The organism is Bradyrhizobium sp. ISRA436, from assembly GCF_029910015.1.
In the GTDB taxonomy this organism is placed as follows: Bacteria; Pseudomonadota; Alphaproteobacteria; order Rhizobiales; family Xanthobacteraceae; genus Bradyrhizobium.
On the sequence record NZ_CP094519.1, the window covers coordinates 1,980,152 to 1,998,180 of the forward strand.

Here is an 18,029-nt window from a genome sequence, read left to right on the forward strand (position 1 = left end):
ATTTCGAATCCTTCCGGCCACAGGATGTGGCGATGTTGTCGTGGTTCAGCAGGGCGAAGCCCAAGGATATCTGGGACGATCCCGTCGAGCAGCCACTCGGCGACATCGAGGCCGCGCAGAAGATCCGCACCATCTGCCGTGCGGCAGCCGACAGCGCCGAGAAGGTCGGCGCGTCCAGCGGCAACTCGCCGCACAACGATCAGCCCGAACGCGATCGCTATGAGCGTGCCGCCCGGGTCGCGATGGAGATCGCGATGAAGGTCTCGGACGGATTGGTGCGCGACGCCGCCGTGCGCGAGATCGTCGGCCTCTGCATGAAAGCGCACAACATCAAGACGTCGCGGACATTGTTCCGCGCGATCCAGGCCAGCTCGATCAAGGCGGAAGTCCTGAAGGAGCACCCGACGCTGCAAGGCGAGTAGCCCGGCGCAAGCTTCGATACCGGGCACTGCGTGTCGTCGGTCGGATGCTGCCTCAAGGCCGGTGGCGTCATCACACCGGATTGTCGTGCCGGATGGCTTTGCGCCGCTGCCTGTGCTCCCCGTAAATATCCGGGCGCGCGACAAAATACCTCATGCCGATCTGACGGCGCGGACGTGCCATGGCCGAAGTCGCTACGTGTTCTTAACCTCGGGCCGATTCAATCGCGGCCGGCGAGTGATCGTACGACGACACAACTCAATACTGACGCTCCGCCCAATTAAGCCATTCATCTTCGGGCTCATGCCAAACATTATTGATCGAAGGAATAGACGTATGCTCTCCCGCCTTTCAATTCGCAACAAGATCGCCATTGTCATTTCGCTGCTTCTCGTCGGCATGACCGGCATGGGCTTGCTTGCAATCCTGAAGATGCGCGACATCAATTCCAAGACTGTCGAGATTCAGAACAGCTGGCTGCCCGGCGTGCGCACGCTCGGCGATTTGCGCGCCGGCGCCAATAATTATCGCAGCATCCTGCGCGGACACATGCTGTCGGAGACGGCCGAGGCGAAGGCGGAGGCCGAGACGCGCCTGAGGGCGCAGGTGGAGCTCAGCAACAAGACGCGACAGGCATATGAGAAGCTGATCACCTCGCCCGAAGAGCGGGCGGCCTATGCGGAATGGGCGCGCGAATGGGATGTCTACATGCAGCTCGCGGAGAAGGTCATCGCGCTCTCGCGCGCCAATGAAGCCGGTGGCCTGCCCCGCGAAGCGGTTAAGCTGAACGAGGCGCAGGCCATTCCGCAGGGACAAAAGGCGGACGCGCTGATCGCCAAGAGCGTCGAGCTCATGAATGCAGGAGCCAACACCGCGGGAGCGGAGGCGGCGAAGAACTATGACTCGGCGTTGATGATCATCATCTCCATCATCGGCGTGGCGACCGTGGTTGGCGCCGGCATCGGCATCTATCTGGTGAGGGAGGTCTCGAGCGGCATTGCCTCGATCGTGAAACCGATGCAGGCGCTTGGCGCGGGCGATTTGACGGCCGTCGTGCCGCATCAGGGCGAGAGGACCGAGATCGGCTCCATGGCCGACGCGTTGCAGGTGTTCAAGCAGGCGTTGATCGACAAGCGCGCAGCAGACGAGGCCGCAGCGGCGGACGCCGAAGCCAAGATTGAGCGCGGTCAGCGCGTCGACCGGATCACCCGCGAGTTCGAGGCGATGATCGGCGAAATCGTCGAGACAGTCTCCTCGGCCTCGACCGAGCTGGAGGCATCCGCCGCCACGTTGACGGCGACGGCCGGGCGCTCACAGCATCTCGCAACCTCCGTTGCCGCCGCCTCGGAGCAGGCGTCGACCAACGTGCAATCCGTGGCGTCGGCAACCGAGGAGATGGCAGCGTCGGTCACGGAGATCGGTCGCCGGATGCAGGAATCCGCCGATATCGCCAGTCACGCCGTCGGGCAGGCCCGCAAGACCAACGATCGCGTCGGCGAACTCGCCAGCGCCGCCGCCCGGATTGGCGATGTGGTCGAGCTGATCACCAGTATCGCCGGCCAGACCAATCTTCTGGCACTGAACGCCACTATCGAGGCCGCGCGCGCAGGGGAAGCCGGCCGAGGGTTCGCTGTGGTCGCGTCGGAAGTGAAGGCTCTGGCCGAGCAGACCGCCCGGGCGACAGGTGAGATCAGCGCGCAGATCTCCGGCATCCAGGCGGCGACGCAGGAGTCGGTAGAGGCGATCAAGCAGATCGGCGACACCATCGGCCGCATGTCCGAGATCGCATCGACGATCGCGTCCGCGGTCGAAGAGCAGGGCGCTGCCACGCAAGAAATCTCGCGCAACGTGCAGCAGGCCGCGCAGGGGACCAGGCAGGTGTCGTCGGACGTCATCGATGTGGAGCGTGGCGCCGGCGAAACGGGCTCCGCCTCGTCGCAGGTTCTGTCCGCGGCGCAATCGCTGTCGCCCGATAGCACGCGGCTGAAGGTCGAGGTGAGCAGGTTCCTGGACGCGGTGCGCGCGGCTTGAGATACACGGACGGCTCGGCCGTCACCGCGCCTCGGCCGATGCCTGGCCGCCAAGCGCACGCAGGGCTTCGTCGACGCTGTGGAAGACGTGATCCCTCGGCAGGACATCGTAGAGGTTGAAGCGTTCGAACGCGTCCTGCGCGCGTGTCGATTCCAGCCGGGCGATCGCCACTGTAACGCCGTCGTCGCGGCATTCGCGGAACAAATCGTGCAGGGCCTGCGCGGCGGTGAAGTCGATCTCGACGATGCCGCTGGCCTCGATCACAAGCAGCCGCGGCTTCGGTGTCGATGCTCCGATCATCTTGATCACGTCGCTGTGGAAGTTCGCGGCGTTGAGGAATGATAGCGGCGCCTGCTGGCCGACGACGACAATTCCGGGCCGGTGCCCGCCGGCGATATCCCGGCTCGCCGGCCACCAGATCGTCGTGCCGGGCACGTGAACGAACTCGACCAGCCGGCCGCGCGTCGTGGTCCAGATGCCGTGCAGCAGCGACAGCGCGATGCCGACGGCGACGCCTTGCTCGATCGGCAGCACGATGATCGCGGCGGCGGTCGCCACCACGAGCAGGAATTCGTAGAACGACTGCCGGAAGATGGTGACGATCTGCTTGACGCGGATGATGCGTAGCGCGACGAACAGCAGCACGCCGCCGAGCGCGGCATCCGGCACGTGCTGCAGCAGCGTCGCGCCGAACGCCAGTAGCGCGAGCACGATCGCCGCGGCAAACAGCCCGGCAAGTTGGGTGCGTCCGCCGGTCTCCGACACGATGCCGGTGCGAGGTGGGCTGGCATTGACGGGAAAGGCGCCGAACACCCCGGACAGCAGGCTGCCGACGCCGGCGCCGAGGAAGTCGCGGTCGACATCGGCCGGCTTGTCCGGGTCGGAGAGGAAGGAGCGCGTCGTCGCCGCCGTCTGCACCATCACGACGATTGCGATCAGCAGCGCCAGCGACAACAGCTTCACCCAGCGTTCCGGGGCGAGGTCGGGAAACGACGGATTCGGCAGCGTTCCCGGCACAGTGCCGACCACGCTGACGCCCTTGCTTTCGAGATGGCCGGCGATCACGGCGACGGTGGCGGCGACGAGACCGATCAGCGCACCCGGAATGCGCGCGCTGATCGCCTCGGATCCGGCGACGAGCGCCAGCACGCCGAGGCCGATCGCCAGCGTGTAGGGATTGGTCAGGCCGAGCTCCTGGGCGAGAACCCCGAGCTTGTAGAGCGTCGCTCCGTCGGGTGTGTGCAGGCCGAGCACGCCGGGCAGCTGCGAGACCAGGATGTGGACCGAGATGCCGGCGAGGAAGCCGACTGTCACCGGCGTCGACAGCAGGTTGGCGATCCAGCCGAGCTTGAACAGGCTGCCGGCGATCATGATCACGCCGACCATCAGCGCCAGCGCCATCGCGAGCGCCTGATAGTCGGGCGAGCCCGATGTTGCCATCAGCGCCAGGCCGCCGGCGAAGATCGGCGTGATGGTGGAATCGGCGCCGCAGGACAGGAAGCGGTTGGCGCCGAACATCGCAAAGCCGAGCGAGCCCGCGACGAAGGCGAAGAAGCCGATTTGCGGCGAGAAGCCGCCGAGCCGCGAGGTCGCCATCTGCTCGGGGATCGCGATCGCGGCAAGGGTCAGCCCGGCGATCAGGTCGCCCGGCAGGTCGCTCGGCCGGAACGCGGTGAGTGAACGGAAGATCGGCCAGTTGGCGTGTGTGGGGCGATCCTGGCCCATCGGTCCGCGCTCTCCTCGGCTGTGATGCCCTTAGGAAATAGTCCACATCGTGTGGCGAAAAGCCAGCGGAGTTGTGCGTGTCCGGAGACGCGCTGCGTTCCTACCGTGAGGAGCTTGATGGGCCTAGCCGATGTTTTGCAGCGCCGGGAAGGTCTCGAGCAGCCAGACACTGATGCTGGAGACGGCACCGGTCAGGAAGCCGATGCCGGTGACCACCATCAAGACGCCCATCACGCGCTCGACAGTGTCGAGATGGCCCTTCATCCGCGCGAACAGCGACGAGAACTGCTCGACCATGAACGCTGCGAGCAGGAAGGGGATGCCGAGCCCGGCGGAATAGACCGCGAGCAGCCCGGCGCCCTTGGTCACGGTGGCGGTGGAGGCCGCGATCGAGAGGATCGCCGCGAGGATCGGTCCGATGCACGGCGTCCAGCCGAAGGCGAAGGCCAGGCCCATGACATAGGCGCCCCACAGCCCGACCGGCTTGGGCGCGGTTAGCCGCCCCTCGCGCATCAGGAGGCCGATCCGGGTCACGCCGAGGAAGTGCAGGCCCATGACGATGATGACGATGCCGGCCAGGATCGACAGCTCGGCCGACCAGGCGCGCACCAGGCTGCCGACGAATGAGGCGCTGGCGCCGAGCGCGACGAATACGGTGGAGAAGCCGAGCACGAACATCAGCGCAGCCGTCATCACCGCGCGCTTGGAGGTCGCGGTCGCGCCATCCTGGTTGACCTGCTCGATGGTCGCGCCGGTCAGATAGATCAGATAGGGCGGCACCAGCGGCAGCACGCAGGGCGACAGGAAGCTGACAAGGCCGGCGATCAGGGCTGCCGGAATCGAGACGTCGTGCATCAATGAACCTTCGCAGGTGGTTGTCCTGTCTTGGCGTGTACGCCGCCAACAATCCAGAAGTTTCGTCGTATGCCTCTTCAACTATGGTCACAGACCCGTGTCCGGGGCTCGCCCGTGCTGGTCGATAGGGTGCTCAACGTCATCGGGAGGCTGCGCGAGCAGGGCACGGCCGTGCTTTTGGTCGAGCAGTTCCTGGAAAAGGCGCTGGCGGCGGCCGATCGGGTCTACGCCCCGGTGCAAGGCGCGATCGCGCGGGAGGCGCCGACGAGCGAAAGCGACCTGCCACACCGGCTCGAGCGCGCCCATTTCGGCCACAAAAGCCATGCGCTGGGGTAACTCGGACGGCCTTCCGGCCGGCCACGCATTCGAACGTTGCTACCAGCGCTGCCAGCGTTTGGCGACCCTCGGCGGAAGCTCGATCCGGCCCGCTCCAATGCGCTCGCGCAGCTTGGGCGCTGTCGGCGGCGGGCAGCTATCGCGTGTGGCCGCGAACTGCTGCACGGCAGCACGATCGCTGGGTTGCCCGAGTTTCATCCATTCCGCGATTAGCCGGGTCACTTGCGGGGCTGCGATACTTGTCCCGTCCATCGCCACGACAGACCCCGTGCGGGTGCCTGCGGCGAGCACGCCGTGCAGCGCGACGGAATCATCCGCCACGGCGGCGGCGTCCGGTCCGTTCCGCGGAGGTAAGGTTGCGGGCGGTGTCGATACGGGGCCTGCGCCCGAATATCGGCTGGGACGGCAATCGCTCCGTCGAAACCCGCCAATCACGATGGCGCGCTGCTCGGTCGCGAGCGCGTTAAGGCTGCCGCGCCTGCGAATTGTACTCGCGCCGATGTCCTCCTCCTCCAGCCGGCCCGCGTGATCAAAGCGGTGATACTGCCCGTCATCGTCATCGAAGCGCGACTGTCGCCCCCACAAGGGATACCCGAATGGTGTATCGCCACGCTGCACCCAGGCATCGACCGTCACAGGGCTACCTAGGTTCTCAACCTCAACCAGCCATGTCCCAGACGGTGCAACGGGCAGGTTGGTCTCCATCGTCGCAGTGGGAACGAGCGACAGCAGGATGTGTGGGCGTTGTCCTGTCAGATCGACCGATTGCACTCCGAAGCGGATGTTGGTCGTCCCCGACGGCGGCCACGCTGTGCCTGGCTGAACCCAGGGAGAGCTTTCACCCGTGGGTGCAGTCAAACGTACGGCAACTTGAGGGCGTGTCCGATCTGGCGCCAGCAGCGGAAGCCATATCTCCATGAAGCACATGGCCTTGTCGTCGGGCTGGACGCGCCAGTGCAGTTTCTCGGTCGAACCGTCTGCAGAGGTGCTTGCTGCAAGGTCAAAGCGGGAATGGCACCGCGCAAGGTAGTGATTTCCGGCGGGCACGACGACGCGCAATGGCGTTGGACGGGCGGCGATCAGTTGATCGATCGCGATTTCAAGTGGCGCGGTCCCATCGTGGGGGCCGGCGATATTGCCATAGCTGAGGTTGATCACGATCGGCAGGAGAGCGGTGCCTAGTTCGGCCGCAATCTGGTCGGCGCGATTGACGATGTAGCTGATGGCGTAGTGTGCGGGCCCGGTCAGAAGCGCGCCGGACGTTTCCTGCGTCACCCATTTCGGCAGTTGCACGCCAATCAGGTAAGGGGCATCGGCTCCAGCGTCCTTCGGATCAAGTCCGCAGGCAATATCCATGACATGGGTGCCATGCTTCGCGCCACGACCGACCAGGTTTTGTCCGGCAAGCTGGTACACTTGGTCTTCATCGACTGTGTTCGCGTATCTGCATTGCTGCAGCAGTTTGTTGATGTCCGCTTCGGTGAATTCGCGCCCCGGTCCGGGGCTCGCGAATGCGACGTCGTCCTGGTTTAGGAAGTATTTGAAGCGCGTATTGCCGTTGCTGAACCGAAACCGCTCGTGAGCAAACGCCAAACCGTCATCGATGATGCCGATGACGACGTTGGGCCGTGCAGCCTGGGCGACGACCTTCTGGCGCTTGATCCTGGCCGGCTTGCTCTTCTTTGGCGCGGGCTTGATGACGGACCGCGGCACGGTGATCGACGTGCAGAGCTCGATACTTCTGATCGAACCTGCCAATGTCCGCATCGTCTGAAACAGCCGTTTCTCGGCGCCCGAGTCACCCGGGCTTTTTTCTGCAAGGAGCTCAAGCGCCCTCCGACTCATAATGCCCATGCAGAAGGTGACGTCGGCCGGCTGCAGATCGCGTGGTGCCGTATCATAGATGGCAGGGATGATAACGTCGCGCTCTGTGTTCAAACTCTTCACCGTGGATATGAATGAACTGACGGAGCGCTCGACTTCGAGAAGCACCCGGAACCAGTCGCCTTCGAGATAGGCGAACTGGGTCAGGGTGGCCCATTGCAGGTAAGGAGCGATCAGGTTTTCGTTTCCGAGCATCGAAGACCCCCCGAGATGTTGATGGCGCGGTCTGTGGCCGGGCTCAGGCTATATCCACTCGTCGGCCGCCTCTTTCCAGAGCCATCCAAGGATCAGCGACTTGGCCGGCGCCTTGGAGGGAATGGAATCCACGTAAAGCGGATCCACATAGGGATCCATTGTCTCCTTGTCCGTCCCCGGATCGTAGTGGAAATGGTGGAAGATGAAGTCCTGGTTGCCGGGGTAACGCTCGCCGTCGAACCGCCACGCATTGAAGTTCCGGCCGCCGAGAGCGCGTTGAATGAAATAGCGTCCAAGGGTCAGCCCGAGCACCTGTCCGGCTGCGGTGTCGACGGGGAAGTGTACGCCCGCGACCGTGCGATTGACCGCGATCCGCGCGGCTTCTCTCATCAATTGCTCGCCGAGATCCTTGTTTCCCTTCCCGCACAGCTCCCAAAGTATGCGGGCAACCATATGATTTTCGGTCGAGTGTCCGCTCGGGAACGAGCCGTGGCCAGGTGTCAGGATGATGGGCTGCACCTGCGGCGACAGTTCGATCGGCCGGCGGCACGCGAGGGCGTGCTTGATGCGCATCTCGACATAGTTGGCGAGCCTCAACGCCGCGTCGATCAACTCGATGGTCTTTTTGGTTCGCTCGGGATGCAGATTTACGACTGAACTCCAGAAGGCGTATTGCGGTCCAAGCTCGCAGAGGATTTCCGCCGCGCGATCCTCCCGGAGGTCCGAATACTGATCAAGGAAGTCAAGCTGCGCCTTGAATATCGCGTCGGTCGGCCGGATGAATGTCGCGACCCGACTTGAGGTGGTCGTGGGCGCCGGATTGGTTGCCGTAAACGTGGCATCGAGATGCCAGATCGTTACCGACGTCTGATTGGATGTCTTAGAGACAGTGCTACCGTGATCCGTGTAAGTGAATGTTTCCGAGTGATTGTTGAAGTACAAGTGGGACAGCAGATCAAAATCGATGATCGCAGCTCGTACCCAGGGTTCCCACGCATGAAGGTTGGCGGTATCCTCCAACGCCCGGGTCGTGGGAGGAAGTGTCTTGCCCTTCCAGTTTCCGACAATGCCGTCGCGTTGCATGATCAACGCGCCGGCAGTCATCGGCGAACTGTATCCGCCGTAGCCCGCGCCACCTGCGCCGCCGGCCCCGCCAGCTCCTCCTGCGCCGCCCGCACCGCCGGCACCACCCAACAGGGCCGCACCACCTGCTCCACCGGCACCACCAGCTCCGCCTTCAGTGCTCATCGACCTGCCCCTTTCGTTGACGTTACAGCGGCACTCCCGCTCCCTCTAAAGCGTTGGACCAAATCTTCCCTGTCTCGAAACCGCTGCTGGGATGCAGCTCCCGGTATCGTGTGACCGTGAGGCTCGGCTCCAGCTTCAGCAACTCGCTTACCGTCTTGCGCGCGTCGTCATGCAGCCCAAGCTGCCATTGTGAAATTGCCAGCGCGCGGAATGTTGATGTGTGGGTGCGATTTGCGCGCAAGGATCGGTTGGCGAGCTCGATTGCGCGCTTGTACTGCCCAGCGGAGAGAGCTGCGGTCGCGGCGAGAGAATCGTAGAAATAGCGGTGCGGATCGAGCGGTGACAATCGCAGCGCGCGCTGCGTATGGCTGATCGCGGATTTTCCTTCTCCCTTGAACGCCAGCAAAGTGCCCTTGAGCAACCAGGCAAGCGCGTCGTTGGGATTGATGTGAAGCGCGAGGTCATATTGCTGTTCGGCGACGTCGAGGCGCCGTAACAAATTGGTGTGTACGAAGCCGGACATCACCAGCGCGAGTGAGCATTGGGGATCGGCCTCCAGCGCTCTGCGTCCGCAATCGAGGGCCAGCTGTGCGTCCACGGATGGATCTTCGGACCAACCTTGTTGGACCCGTAAAACGTGCCATTTGGCCATCCAGGCCCACGGTATAGCCTGCCTGGGAATGCGTTCGGTCAGCGCTTCCAGCATTCGGCGGGCTCGGGCGAAATCCTGTAGCGAGAGCCGGTGCATCAGCGTTATCGCGCCCATCAGCAACGTGTAGCTTTCCAGCGTGGGCAGCGGCTGGGACTGAGCGCGCTGGAGCTCGCGCGCCATGATGGCCGTGCTGACGCCGGTCACGATGCCGGCGACGACATCGTCTTTTCCGCTGACGAGGGCGTGCGCATTCCCCTCCACCGTGTTGGACCAGACGATGGTTCCGGGCGCGGATGCGGCCAGCTCGACGTTCAGCCGCAGCTTGCTTCCCGACCTTCGATAGCTGCCGGATAAAACATAGTTTGCATTTAGGTACCGGCTGACTTCGTCGACGGACGTCTCGCGTCCACGGAATACTGTGGTCGAGAGCCGGGATATGACGTCCAGATCCGACGCACGGGAGAGCGCGGAGATGATCTCATCGGCAAGAACCTCGCCCACCACGAGATGTCCCTGTGCGTCGGCGCGCTCGACGAACGGAATCACCGCAATGGTGGGCCGCAGCTGAGGCGTCGATCGTGCGTGTGGTTCGATCACCGGTCGTGGTCCTGGTGGCCCCACGCGATACGCTCGTACGGGTTCATGCACATGCTTCAGATAGCATGCCCCCAAATCCTCTATGTCCGCGTCGAGTGATGGCGTGAGCTGGTCTCGAACGTCCGCTGAAACGACGATCTCTCCCGGTCCGGCGAGGCCCGTAAGACGGGCGGCGAGATTGACTCCGACACCGTAAACGTCGTGTTCGTCCGCAATGAGATGGCCAAAATGCACACCCATGCGCAACATGATGTGCTGTGTCAGCGACACGCCCGCATTGAGGTCCGCGCTCGCGCGCTGCACGGCGAATGCGGCCTTGACTGCGGGCGGGACGACGGGAAATTCCAGCAACAGTCCGTCGCCATGGCTTTTGACAAGACGACCTCGATGGGACGGCAGGATGTCCTTTTCCACCTTGCCTACGAACTGTCGCCATCGTCGCACCACATCATCTTCGTTCTCCTCCATGAGCCGAACGGACTCGACGACGTCGACGAACACCAGGGTCCGTACGACGCGCTCAGGATCGTCCAACGCACTCGGAAGTTCGTTTTGAACCATCTGCCGTGCCGGTCATTCGAGAGAACGTTGCCATTTCAGGCATGGCCCCGTTGATGGCAAGGCCAAGCGATTCCAGTGCACCAATCTCAGGTCTCCCAGGCGAAAGTCCAGGGAGAGTATGCAGCCGAACCGCCGACTTCGGTAACCACCATTCTGTATGTATCCTCAGGGGGAAGTATGTGACCCGCTTCACAAGTCGAGCGCTTTTGATGTTCAATGGGGGGCTTAGCGACTGAGCTGGCTTGTGAATTTCAAACGCCGCGACATCTTGTCACCAGATCGCGGGATAAGAGACTGCAATGCGACTTCCCTTCTTCTACGGCTGGATCATCGTCGCGGTGACCTTCGTCACCATGGCGATCGGCGTCAACGCGCGCACCGCGTTCTCGCTGTTCTATCCTCCGATCATCAGCGAGTTCGGCTGGGAGCGCGGCGTTACGGCCGGTGCGTTTTCGTTCGGCTTCGTCGCGTCGGGCATCGCAAGCCCGCTGATCGGGCGGATGATGGACCGTCGCGGGCCGCGCGCGGTGATGGAGCTTGGCGTCGCGTTGATGGGCTCCGGGTTGTTGCTCGCGCCGCTGACCACGCAGCCCTGGCATCTCTATCTCACGATCGGCGTACTGGTCGGTGCCGGCAGCGTCTGCCTCGGCTATTCCGGTCAGTCGCTGTTCGTACCGAACTGGTTCATCCGGCGCCGCGGTCTGGCGATCGGGTTGGCCTTCGCCGGCGTCGGCATCGGTTCGGTGACGCTGCTGCCATGGGTGCAGCACATGATCGAGCAGACCGGCTGGCGCACAGCCTGTACGGCGATGGGGATCCTGGTGCTGGTCGTGCTCGCCCCGATCAACCTGTTGCTGCACAAGCGGCCCGAGGATATCGGGCTGCGGCCGGAGGGCGATGCCGCGCCGACCGCGACCTCGGCCAAGCCGGCATCGAACATCGTCGATCCGGTCTGGGCCGGCACCGATTGGACGTTGCCTCGCGCACTGCGCACCGCGCGGTTCTGGTGGATCGCGGTCGGTTATTTCTGTGGCCTGTACATCTGGTACGCGGTGCAGGTACACCAGACCAAGTTCCTGCTCGACATCGGCTTCAGCTCCAGCGTCGGAGTCTGGGCGCTCGGCGTCGTCAGCCTGCTCGGCATTCCCGGCCAGATCTGGCTCGGGCATTTGTCCGATCGCATCGGGCGCGAATGGGTGTGGGCGATCTCCTGCTTCGGCTTCGTGATCTGCTTTGCCGCGCTGGTCGCGCTACGATATTGGCCGGCCATGCCGCTGATCTATCTCATGGTCTTCACGCAGGGGGCACTGGGTTACGGCCTCACCTCCGTGATGGGGCCGGTAGTGCTGGAGATCTTCCAGGGCAAGCATTACGGCAGCATCTTCGGCACCATCATGCTCGCCGCATTGGCCGGCGGGGCCGCGGGACCGTGGGCGACCGGGCAGCTCTACGATCTCTCGGGCAGCTATACGGCCGGCTTCACGCTCGGGATCGCGATGAGCCTGCTGTCGGCGATCGCGATCTGGCAGGCTGCGCCCGGCAAGGTGCGCGCCGTCGCGGGACAGTTGCACAAGATCGCAAGCGGGGCTTGAGCAGGATTAGCTAGGCGAGATGCCGATCGCGCGCTGCAGATCGATGATCGCGCGCAGGCAACTGTCCGCCGGCGTGGTCTCCGGATCGATCAACCGGTGCAGGCGGAACCCGTCTTCCAGCGCCAGCACGATCGCGCCGGTCCATTCCGGGTTGATCGCGCCGTTCCGCCCAGAGTTCTTCAGTGTGGTCGTGACGATGTCGGCGATCAGCTTGCGCCGCGCGCGCAGGCGCTTGGCGAGCTCGGGCCGGCGCTTTTCGGCGCGCGCCACGAACAGGATCATCTCCATGTGCAGGAGCGGCGAGCGGCCGAGCGGATCCTGCCGGCTGCGATCCATCGTCCTGAGCGCCTCGAGGAAGTCCGGAAGTGTCCTGTGCCTGGTCAGCAGGTCGAGATTGCGCCGGATCGATTGCTCGACGTGATCCTCGAGCATCGCGATGATCAATTCATCCTTGCTCTTGAAGTTCGAATAAAACGCGCCGCGCGTGAAACCGGCTGCCGCCGCGATCGCCTCGATGCTGGCGCCGCCAATTCCCTGTTCCTCGAACACCTGCGCCGCTGCCTCGAACAGCTTCTCGCAGGTGTTGTCGCGTGTCGGTCTGGTTCGAACCCTTGACATCGGTGCAGTTTAGGGCAGAATGCAACTCGATACAAGAGTGTATCGAGTTGCATTCGATAAGATAACATCAAGTTGCCAGGCCGCGATGGTCTGGCCCGGAGGATGACACCAAGGCGCGCCACGGTGCTGACGCTGGCGCGGCAAGCGAACGAGGTCACCATGAACGAGCACGTTCAGTCGGCGCGCAGCGAACCGCTCTTCAATCCACTGGCGCCCGAATTCATCCGCAACCCCTATCCGCACTACGAGCAGCTGCGGATCATGGACCCCATGCACGTCAACGCGCACGGCGCCTTCGTCGCCAGCCGCCACGCCGAGGTGAGCCTCGTGCTGCGCGACAAGCGCTTCGGCAAGGACTACGTCGACCGCACGATCCGCCGCTATGGCCCGAAGATCATGGAGGAACCGGTCTTCCGCAGCATGAGCCACTGGATGCTGCAGCAGGACCCGCCCGATCACACCCGCCTGCGCGGCCTCGTCGTGAAGGCCTTTACTGCGCGCCGGGTCGAGGACATGCGGCCGCGCATCCAGCAAATCGTCAACGAGACGCTCGACCGCATCATCCCGCAGGGGAAGATGGATCTGATCGAGGATTTCGCTTTCCGCCTGCCGGTGACGATCATCTGCGACATGCTGGGAATTCCCGAGGAGCATCGCGAGACCTTCTACAAGAGCTCGCGTGACGGCGGTCGCCTGCTGGATCCGGTTCCACTCTCGGCTGAGGAGATCAAGCAGGGCAACGCCGGCAACGTGATGGCGGCGATGTACTTCCACCAGCTCTTCGAGCTGCGCCGCAAGCAGCCCGGCGACGACCTCATCACGCAGCTCGTGCAGGCCGAGGAGGACGGCCAGAAGCTGACCAACGAAGAGCTCACCGCCAACATCATCCTGCTGTTCGGCGCCGGCCACGAGACCACGGTGAACCTGATCGGCAATGGCCTGCTGGCGCTGCATCGCAACCCGGACCAGCTCGCGCTGCTCAAGGCCAATCCGGGCCTGATCACCAATGCGATCGAGGAGTTCCTGCGCTACGACTCCTCTGTGCAACTGACCGGCCGCGTTGCGCTCGAGGATATCGAGGATCTCGGCGGCAAGCGCATCCCGAAGGGCGAGAGCGTGCTGTGCCTGCTCGGTTCGGCCAATCACGATCCGGCGGTCTATCCCGATCATCCGGAACGGCTCGACATCCAGCGGCCTAACGTCAAGCCGCTGTCGTTCGGCGGTGGCATCCATTTTTGCCTCGGCGCTCAGCTGGCGCGGATCGAGGCCGAGGTCGCGATCTTGACCCTGCTGCGCCGGATTCCCGACCTGCGGCTCGATGACGCGGAAAATCCGGAATGGCGGCCGACCTTCGTGCTGCGCGGGCTGAAGCGGCTGCCTGCGAGCTGGTGATTTCTCGCTTTTTGCGGCGGGTGTCGGTCCCGCCGCAACCGCAGGGGGCGCACGCGCTGTTGAGCGGAGAACCGCCTCCGGCTTGCAGTCGCAGCAGCAAAGGCGCTGTGACTTCGCCATACTTGCCTCTATATATTGGGCTGCTCCGGGTCAGGTTCGGCATGGGTAGGCCGCCAGCGGAGCGGGCTCAAAGGGAGACACCGTGCAGACGACGCTGCTCGGCCTGGCAATCGCAGTCATTCTTGCACTGGTGGCCGCGCTGGTCGGTCCATATTTCGTCGACTGGAACCAGTTCAGGCCGCAGTTCGAGGAGGAGGCGACGAAGATCATCGGCGCGCCGGTTCGCGTGGCCGGCGACCTTGACGCGCGCCTGCTGCCGGCGCCGTCGCTACGATTGAACAACGTCACCGTCGGCGGCGCCAATGATCTCGGCAAGGTCCGCGCCGGCAAGCTCGACGTCGAGTTCAGCCTGAGCTCCCTGATGCGCGGCGAATGGCGCGCGACCGAGCTCACCATCAACGGCGTGTCGCTCGATCTCGGGCTCGATCCGAAAGGGCGGATCGATTGGCCGGTATCGAGCGGGACCTTCAATCTGGCATCGCTCGCGATCGACCGTCTCAACCTCACTGGCCGCATTGCGCTGCATGATGCGGCGAGCCGCAGCACGCTCGAGCTGAGCGATATTGCCTTCAGCGGCGATGTCCGCTCGCTTGCCGGTTCGATCCGCGGCGACGGCAATTTCATGTTCGGCGGAAACCGCTATCCATTCCGGGTTTCTTCGGGACCGTTGCCTGACGGCAACGGCACCCGCCTGCACGTCGGCATCGATCCTGGCCAGCGGCCGCTGTCGGCCGATCTCGATGGCGTTCTCACCTTCGAGGCGCGCGCACCGCGGTTCGAGGGGACCGTGGCGCTGGCGAGCGCGCCGAGCCAGCGTGGCCGAAGTGATGAGCCGCCGTGGCGGATCGCGGGCAAGGTGAGGGCCGACCATTCGGCCGCACGCCTCGATCAGGTCGAGGTGAGCTATGGCGCGGAAGACCGTGCGCTGAAGCTTGCAGGCAGCGGCGATGTCCGCTTTGGCGCCGAGCCGCTGCTGCGTGCCTCGCTCTCGGCGCGGCAACTCGACGCCGACAAGTTCGTCGCCAAGGACGCCAGTGACAGCAATGCAGAGCCGGCGCGCGTGTTGCCGACATTGCGCGCGGTCTTCTCGGGCCTTACGCAAAGCCCGATTCCGGCGCAGATCGAGCTGGCATCCGAGCAGATCATGCTCGGCGGCCGTCCCTTGCAGGACGTTTCGGCAGAGCTGCAGTCGGACACGAAATCCTGGATGGTGCGCCGCCTGGAGTTCCGCGCGCCGGGATCGACACGGGTCTCGATGAGCGGCGGCAGCGCGCAAAGCGGCACGCCGAACGGCTTCAAGACCGCGCTCGATATCGAATCGTCCGATCCCGATGCGCTAATGGTCTGGCTGCAGGGGCGTGGCGACATCGCCTATCGCAGCCAGAAACCGTTGCGGTTGCGCGGCGACGTCTCGGTGTCGCCCGCCGGCTTTGCGATCGATGCGATGAGGGCGGAGCTCGAGGGTGGTACCCTCGAAGGCCGCGTCGCAGTCTCGCATCGCGAGGCGACCAAGGGATCGAGGGTCGAGGCGCAGTTGAAGGCGGACCGGCTCGATTTCGATGCGACCGCGGCCTTCGTCCGTTCGCTGCTCGGGCCGCAGGCCGAATGGCCCGACGAGGCACGGTTGTCGCTCGACGTCGGGCGCGCCATCTCCGCAGGCCAGGAATTCCGGCCGCTGCTGGCGAAGATCGCCTACAGCCCCAAGGACATCGTGCTTGAACGCCTGAAGATCGGCCAAGCCGACAACGTCACGCTGGACAGCAGCGGCAACTTCGACCGGGTCAATTCGACCGGCAAGCTGGCGATCGATGCCACGGCTGCGTCGCTCGGCCGGATTGCCGCGATGGTTCAGCCATTCGCGCCGTCGCTTGCCGCGCGGCTCGGCTTGCTCCGGGCGGATGCCGGGCCGGTCCGCGCGAAGCTTGCGCTCGATCTCGGCAAGGGCAAAGGACAGGCTGCCGACCGCACCACCGCGCAGGCGACGCTCGATCTCGAAGCGCCGCAGGTCAAGGGGCGCACGGTGATATCGGCGACGCCACCGGTCGCTGCGATCCGCGGGCTGGATCTCAATGTGCTCGGTCGCAGCGACATTGCCGCCGAGGCCAAATTTTCGGCCGGCGAGGGTAGCGCCCTGCTGGCGCTGCTTGGACTTGACCATGCGATTGCGGCCGGCGCCGGCCCTGCGCAGTTCGAGGGCACGGTGAGCGGCGCGTGGCGTGCGCCGTTGCGGGTGAAGGCCAGGCTGTGGGGCGCGGGACTCGATGCGGATGCGGAGGGGACCGCGGAGCCGTGGGCGAAGGATGCCAAATCGAACCTCAGCCTCCGCGTTCGCAGCGCCGACATCAGTCCGCTGCTCGATCTGAAATCATCAGATCAGGCCGCAAACATCCGCCTGTCGTCGCGGGTGAGCCTTGTCGGCGACAAGCTGACCTTTGACGATCTCGACAGCATCGTTGCGGGTTCGCGGTTGCGCGGGCATCTCGCATTGACGCTCGCCGACGAGAAGAGCGTCGAGGGCGAGCTCGGTCTCGATCGGATCACGCTGGCGCCGATCTTTGCGACTGCAATCGGCGCCGCGGGCCATGATGCGACGGCGCCGCTCGGCACAGGATTGACCAAGGGCTGGCGCGGCAAGGTGACGTTCGAGGCGTTGCGCGGCGTGCTGTTCGGTGGCGCCGAGCTTCAGCCGGTGAGCGGCACGCTCAGGTCCGACGGACAGTCGCTGACCTTCGACCGCATCAAGGGCAAGATCGGCGGCGGCGAGGCGACCGCCAGCATCGATGCGCGGCAGGGAGTCAACGGACTGGCGTTGAACGCGAACGTTCAGCTCTCGAACGTCGACGGCTCGGCGCTGCGTTATCGCAATCTTGCGATGCCGAAGGGCCGTGCCTCGATGCAGATGACGCTGTTGACGCAGGGCCGCAGCACCTCGGCGCTGATGGGTGCGCTCTCCGGCAGCGGCACCGTGACGCTGGAGGGGATGAGCCTCCCAGGCCTCGATCCGCGGGCGTTCGATGTCGCGATCCGCGCCAGCGACAGCGGGCAGGCGACCGACGATGCGCGGCTGAAGCAGATCGTCGAGCCGGTGCTCGCGGGCGGCGCGCTGCCGATCGCGTCAGCGCAAATTCCGTTCAATATCCGTGACGGCCGCATCCGCGTCGGCGCCACCACGCTCGCGGCCAGTGGCGCCAATGCCACCGTATCGGGAGGCTACGACATTCCGGCCGATCAGGCCGACATCCGCGCCGCGCTGGCTTCGACGCAAATCGGCACCGCCAACAGCCGTCCGGAAATCCAGTTGCTTGCGGTGGGCACACCCGACGGACTGACGCGCAGCGTCGACATCGCGGCGTTGTCGTCCTGGCTTGCGGTGCGTGCGATCGATCGCGAGACGCGGCGGCTCGACGCAATCGAGCGCGGCGACCCGCCACCGTTACCAGATTCCGTGCCGTCGGCGATTCCGCAACCTGCCATACCTTCGCCCGATGCGCCGAATGCCAATCCGGCGGCGTTGTCCCCTGCGGATGTGCCGCTGCCCGGTCGCGATCCGCGCCGCCTGCTGGCCCCGAAGCCGAAGATCGTGGCGCCGCCGCGTCCGCCGGCCGCCACGGCGCCTACTGTTGCGCCGCCAGCGCCGATCGCAAGCCAGTCGCAGGTCGCGCCGCTGCCGCCGCCAATCGAGGTCAAGCCGCCGCCCGGCACGGCGAAGCCGAAGCTGCGGCCGCCATTGTCGCTGACGCCACAGGTCGCCAATCCGCCGCCGCGGCCAGCGATGCAGAACTAGATCATGATGCGATTAGATT

At 64.6% G+C, this 18,029-nt stretch carries 12 protein-coding genes; 6 read left to right on the top strand and 6 right to left on the bottom strand.

What is annotated here, in order from left to right:
• Positions 1 to 35: 35 nt before the first annotated feature.
• Positions 36 to 422: a hypothetical protein gene (locus MTX23_RS09365; RefSeq protein ID WP_280978019.1), complete on the top strand. Its 387-nt coding sequence runs from the start codon at positions 36 to 38 to the stop codon at positions 420 to 422.
• 334 nt (positions 423 to 756) lie between these two features.
• Positions 757 to 2,451 (top strand): methyl-accepting chemotaxis protein, encoded by a 1,695-nt coding sequence (locus tag MTX23_RS09370; protein WP_280976349.1) that lies wholly within the window; start codon positions 757 to 759, stop codon positions 2,449 to 2,451.
• 21 nt (positions 2,452 to 2,472) lie between these two features.
• Here the strand turns inward: MTX23_RS09370 and MTX23_RS09375 are convergent, their stop codons facing one another.
• Positions 2,473 to 4,176 carry a SulP family inorganic anion transporter gene (locus MTX23_RS09375; protein ID WP_280976350.1) on the bottom strand — a complete coding sequence of 568 codons (1,704 nt, stop codon included), beginning with the start codon at positions 4,174 to 4,176 and terminating at the stop codon, positions 2,473 to 2,475.
• A 123-nt stretch (positions 4,177 to 4,299) separates the two neighbouring features.
• Entirely contained in the window at positions 4,300 to 5,031 is a 732-nt protein-coding gene (locus MTX23_RS09380; protein ID WP_280976351.1) for a cytochrome c biogenesis protein CcdA, read from the bottom strand.
• A 114-nt stretch (positions 5,032 to 5,145) separates the two neighbouring features.
• On the opposite strand from MTX23_RS09380, the gene MTX23_RS09385 reads away from it, so the two are divergent.
• Positions 5,146 to 5,367 carry a hypothetical protein gene (locus MTX23_RS09385; protein WP_280976352.1) on the top strand — a complete coding sequence of 74 codons (222 nt, stop codon included), beginning with the start codon at positions 5,146 to 5,148 and terminating at the stop codon, positions 5,365 to 5,367.
• A gap of 39 nt (positions 5,368 to 5,406) precedes the next feature.
• On the opposite strand, the gene MTX23_RS09390 is transcribed toward MTX23_RS09385, so the two are convergent.
• From MTX23_RS09390 to MTX23_RS09400, 3 genes are read right to left on the bottom strand one after another with little or no spacing between them, the layout of a single operon-like run.
• Positions 5,407 to 7,446, bottom strand: coding sequence for a hypothetical protein (locus MTX23_RS09390; protein ID WP_280976353.1), 2,040 nt, complete (start codon positions 7,444 to 7,446; stop codon positions 5,407 to 5,409).
• A 48-nt stretch (positions 7,447 to 7,494) separates the two neighbouring features.
• Entirely contained in the window at positions 7,495 to 8,694 is a 1,200-nt protein-coding gene (locus MTX23_RS09395) for a phosphatase PAP2 family protein (RefSeq protein WP_280976354.1), read from the bottom strand.
• 22 nt (positions 8,695 to 8,716) lie between these two features.
• The gene (locus MTX23_RS09400) at positions 8,717 to 10,504 is read right to left on the bottom strand and encodes a tetratricopeptide repeat protein (RefSeq protein WP_280976355.1); all 1,788 of its coding nucleotides are present in this window, start codon (positions 10,502 to 10,504) and stop codon (positions 8,717 to 8,719) included.
• A 299-nt stretch (positions 10,505 to 10,803) separates the two neighbouring features.
• On the opposite strand from MTX23_RS09400, the gene MTX23_RS09405 reads away from it, so the two are divergent.
• The gene (locus MTX23_RS09405) at positions 10,804 to 12,096 is read left to right on the top strand and encodes an MFS transporter (protein WP_280976356.1); all 1,293 of its coding nucleotides are present in this window, start codon (positions 10,804 to 10,806) and stop codon (positions 12,094 to 12,096) included.
• Between the two features lie 6 nt (positions 12,097 to 12,102).
• Here MTX23_RS09405 and MTX23_RS09410 read toward each other — a convergent pair whose 3' ends face one another.
• Positions 12,103 to 12,714 carry a TetR/AcrR family transcriptional regulator gene (locus tag MTX23_RS09410; protein WP_280976358.1) on the bottom strand — a complete coding sequence of 204 codons (612 nt, stop codon included), beginning with the start codon at positions 12,712 to 12,714 and terminating at the stop codon, positions 12,103 to 12,105.
• 159 nt (positions 12,715 to 12,873) lie between these two features.
• On the opposite strand from MTX23_RS09410, the gene MTX23_RS09415 reads away from it, so the two are divergent.
• Together MTX23_RS09415 and MTX23_RS09420 are read left to right on the top strand one after the other, a co-directional pair.
• Positions 12,874 to 14,106, top strand: coding sequence for a cytochrome P450 (locus MTX23_RS09415; RefSeq protein WP_280978021.1), 1,233 nt, complete (start codon positions 12,874 to 12,876; stop codon positions 14,104 to 14,106).
• A 202-nt stretch (positions 14,107 to 14,308) separates the two neighbouring features.
• Positions 14,309 to 18,010, top strand: a complete 3,702-nt coding sequence (locus MTX23_RS09420; RefSeq protein ID WP_280976359.1) for an AsmA-like C-terminal region-containing protein — start codon at positions 14,309 to 14,311, stop codon at positions 18,008 to 18,010.
• Positions 18,011 to 18,029: the final 19 nt, after the last annotated feature.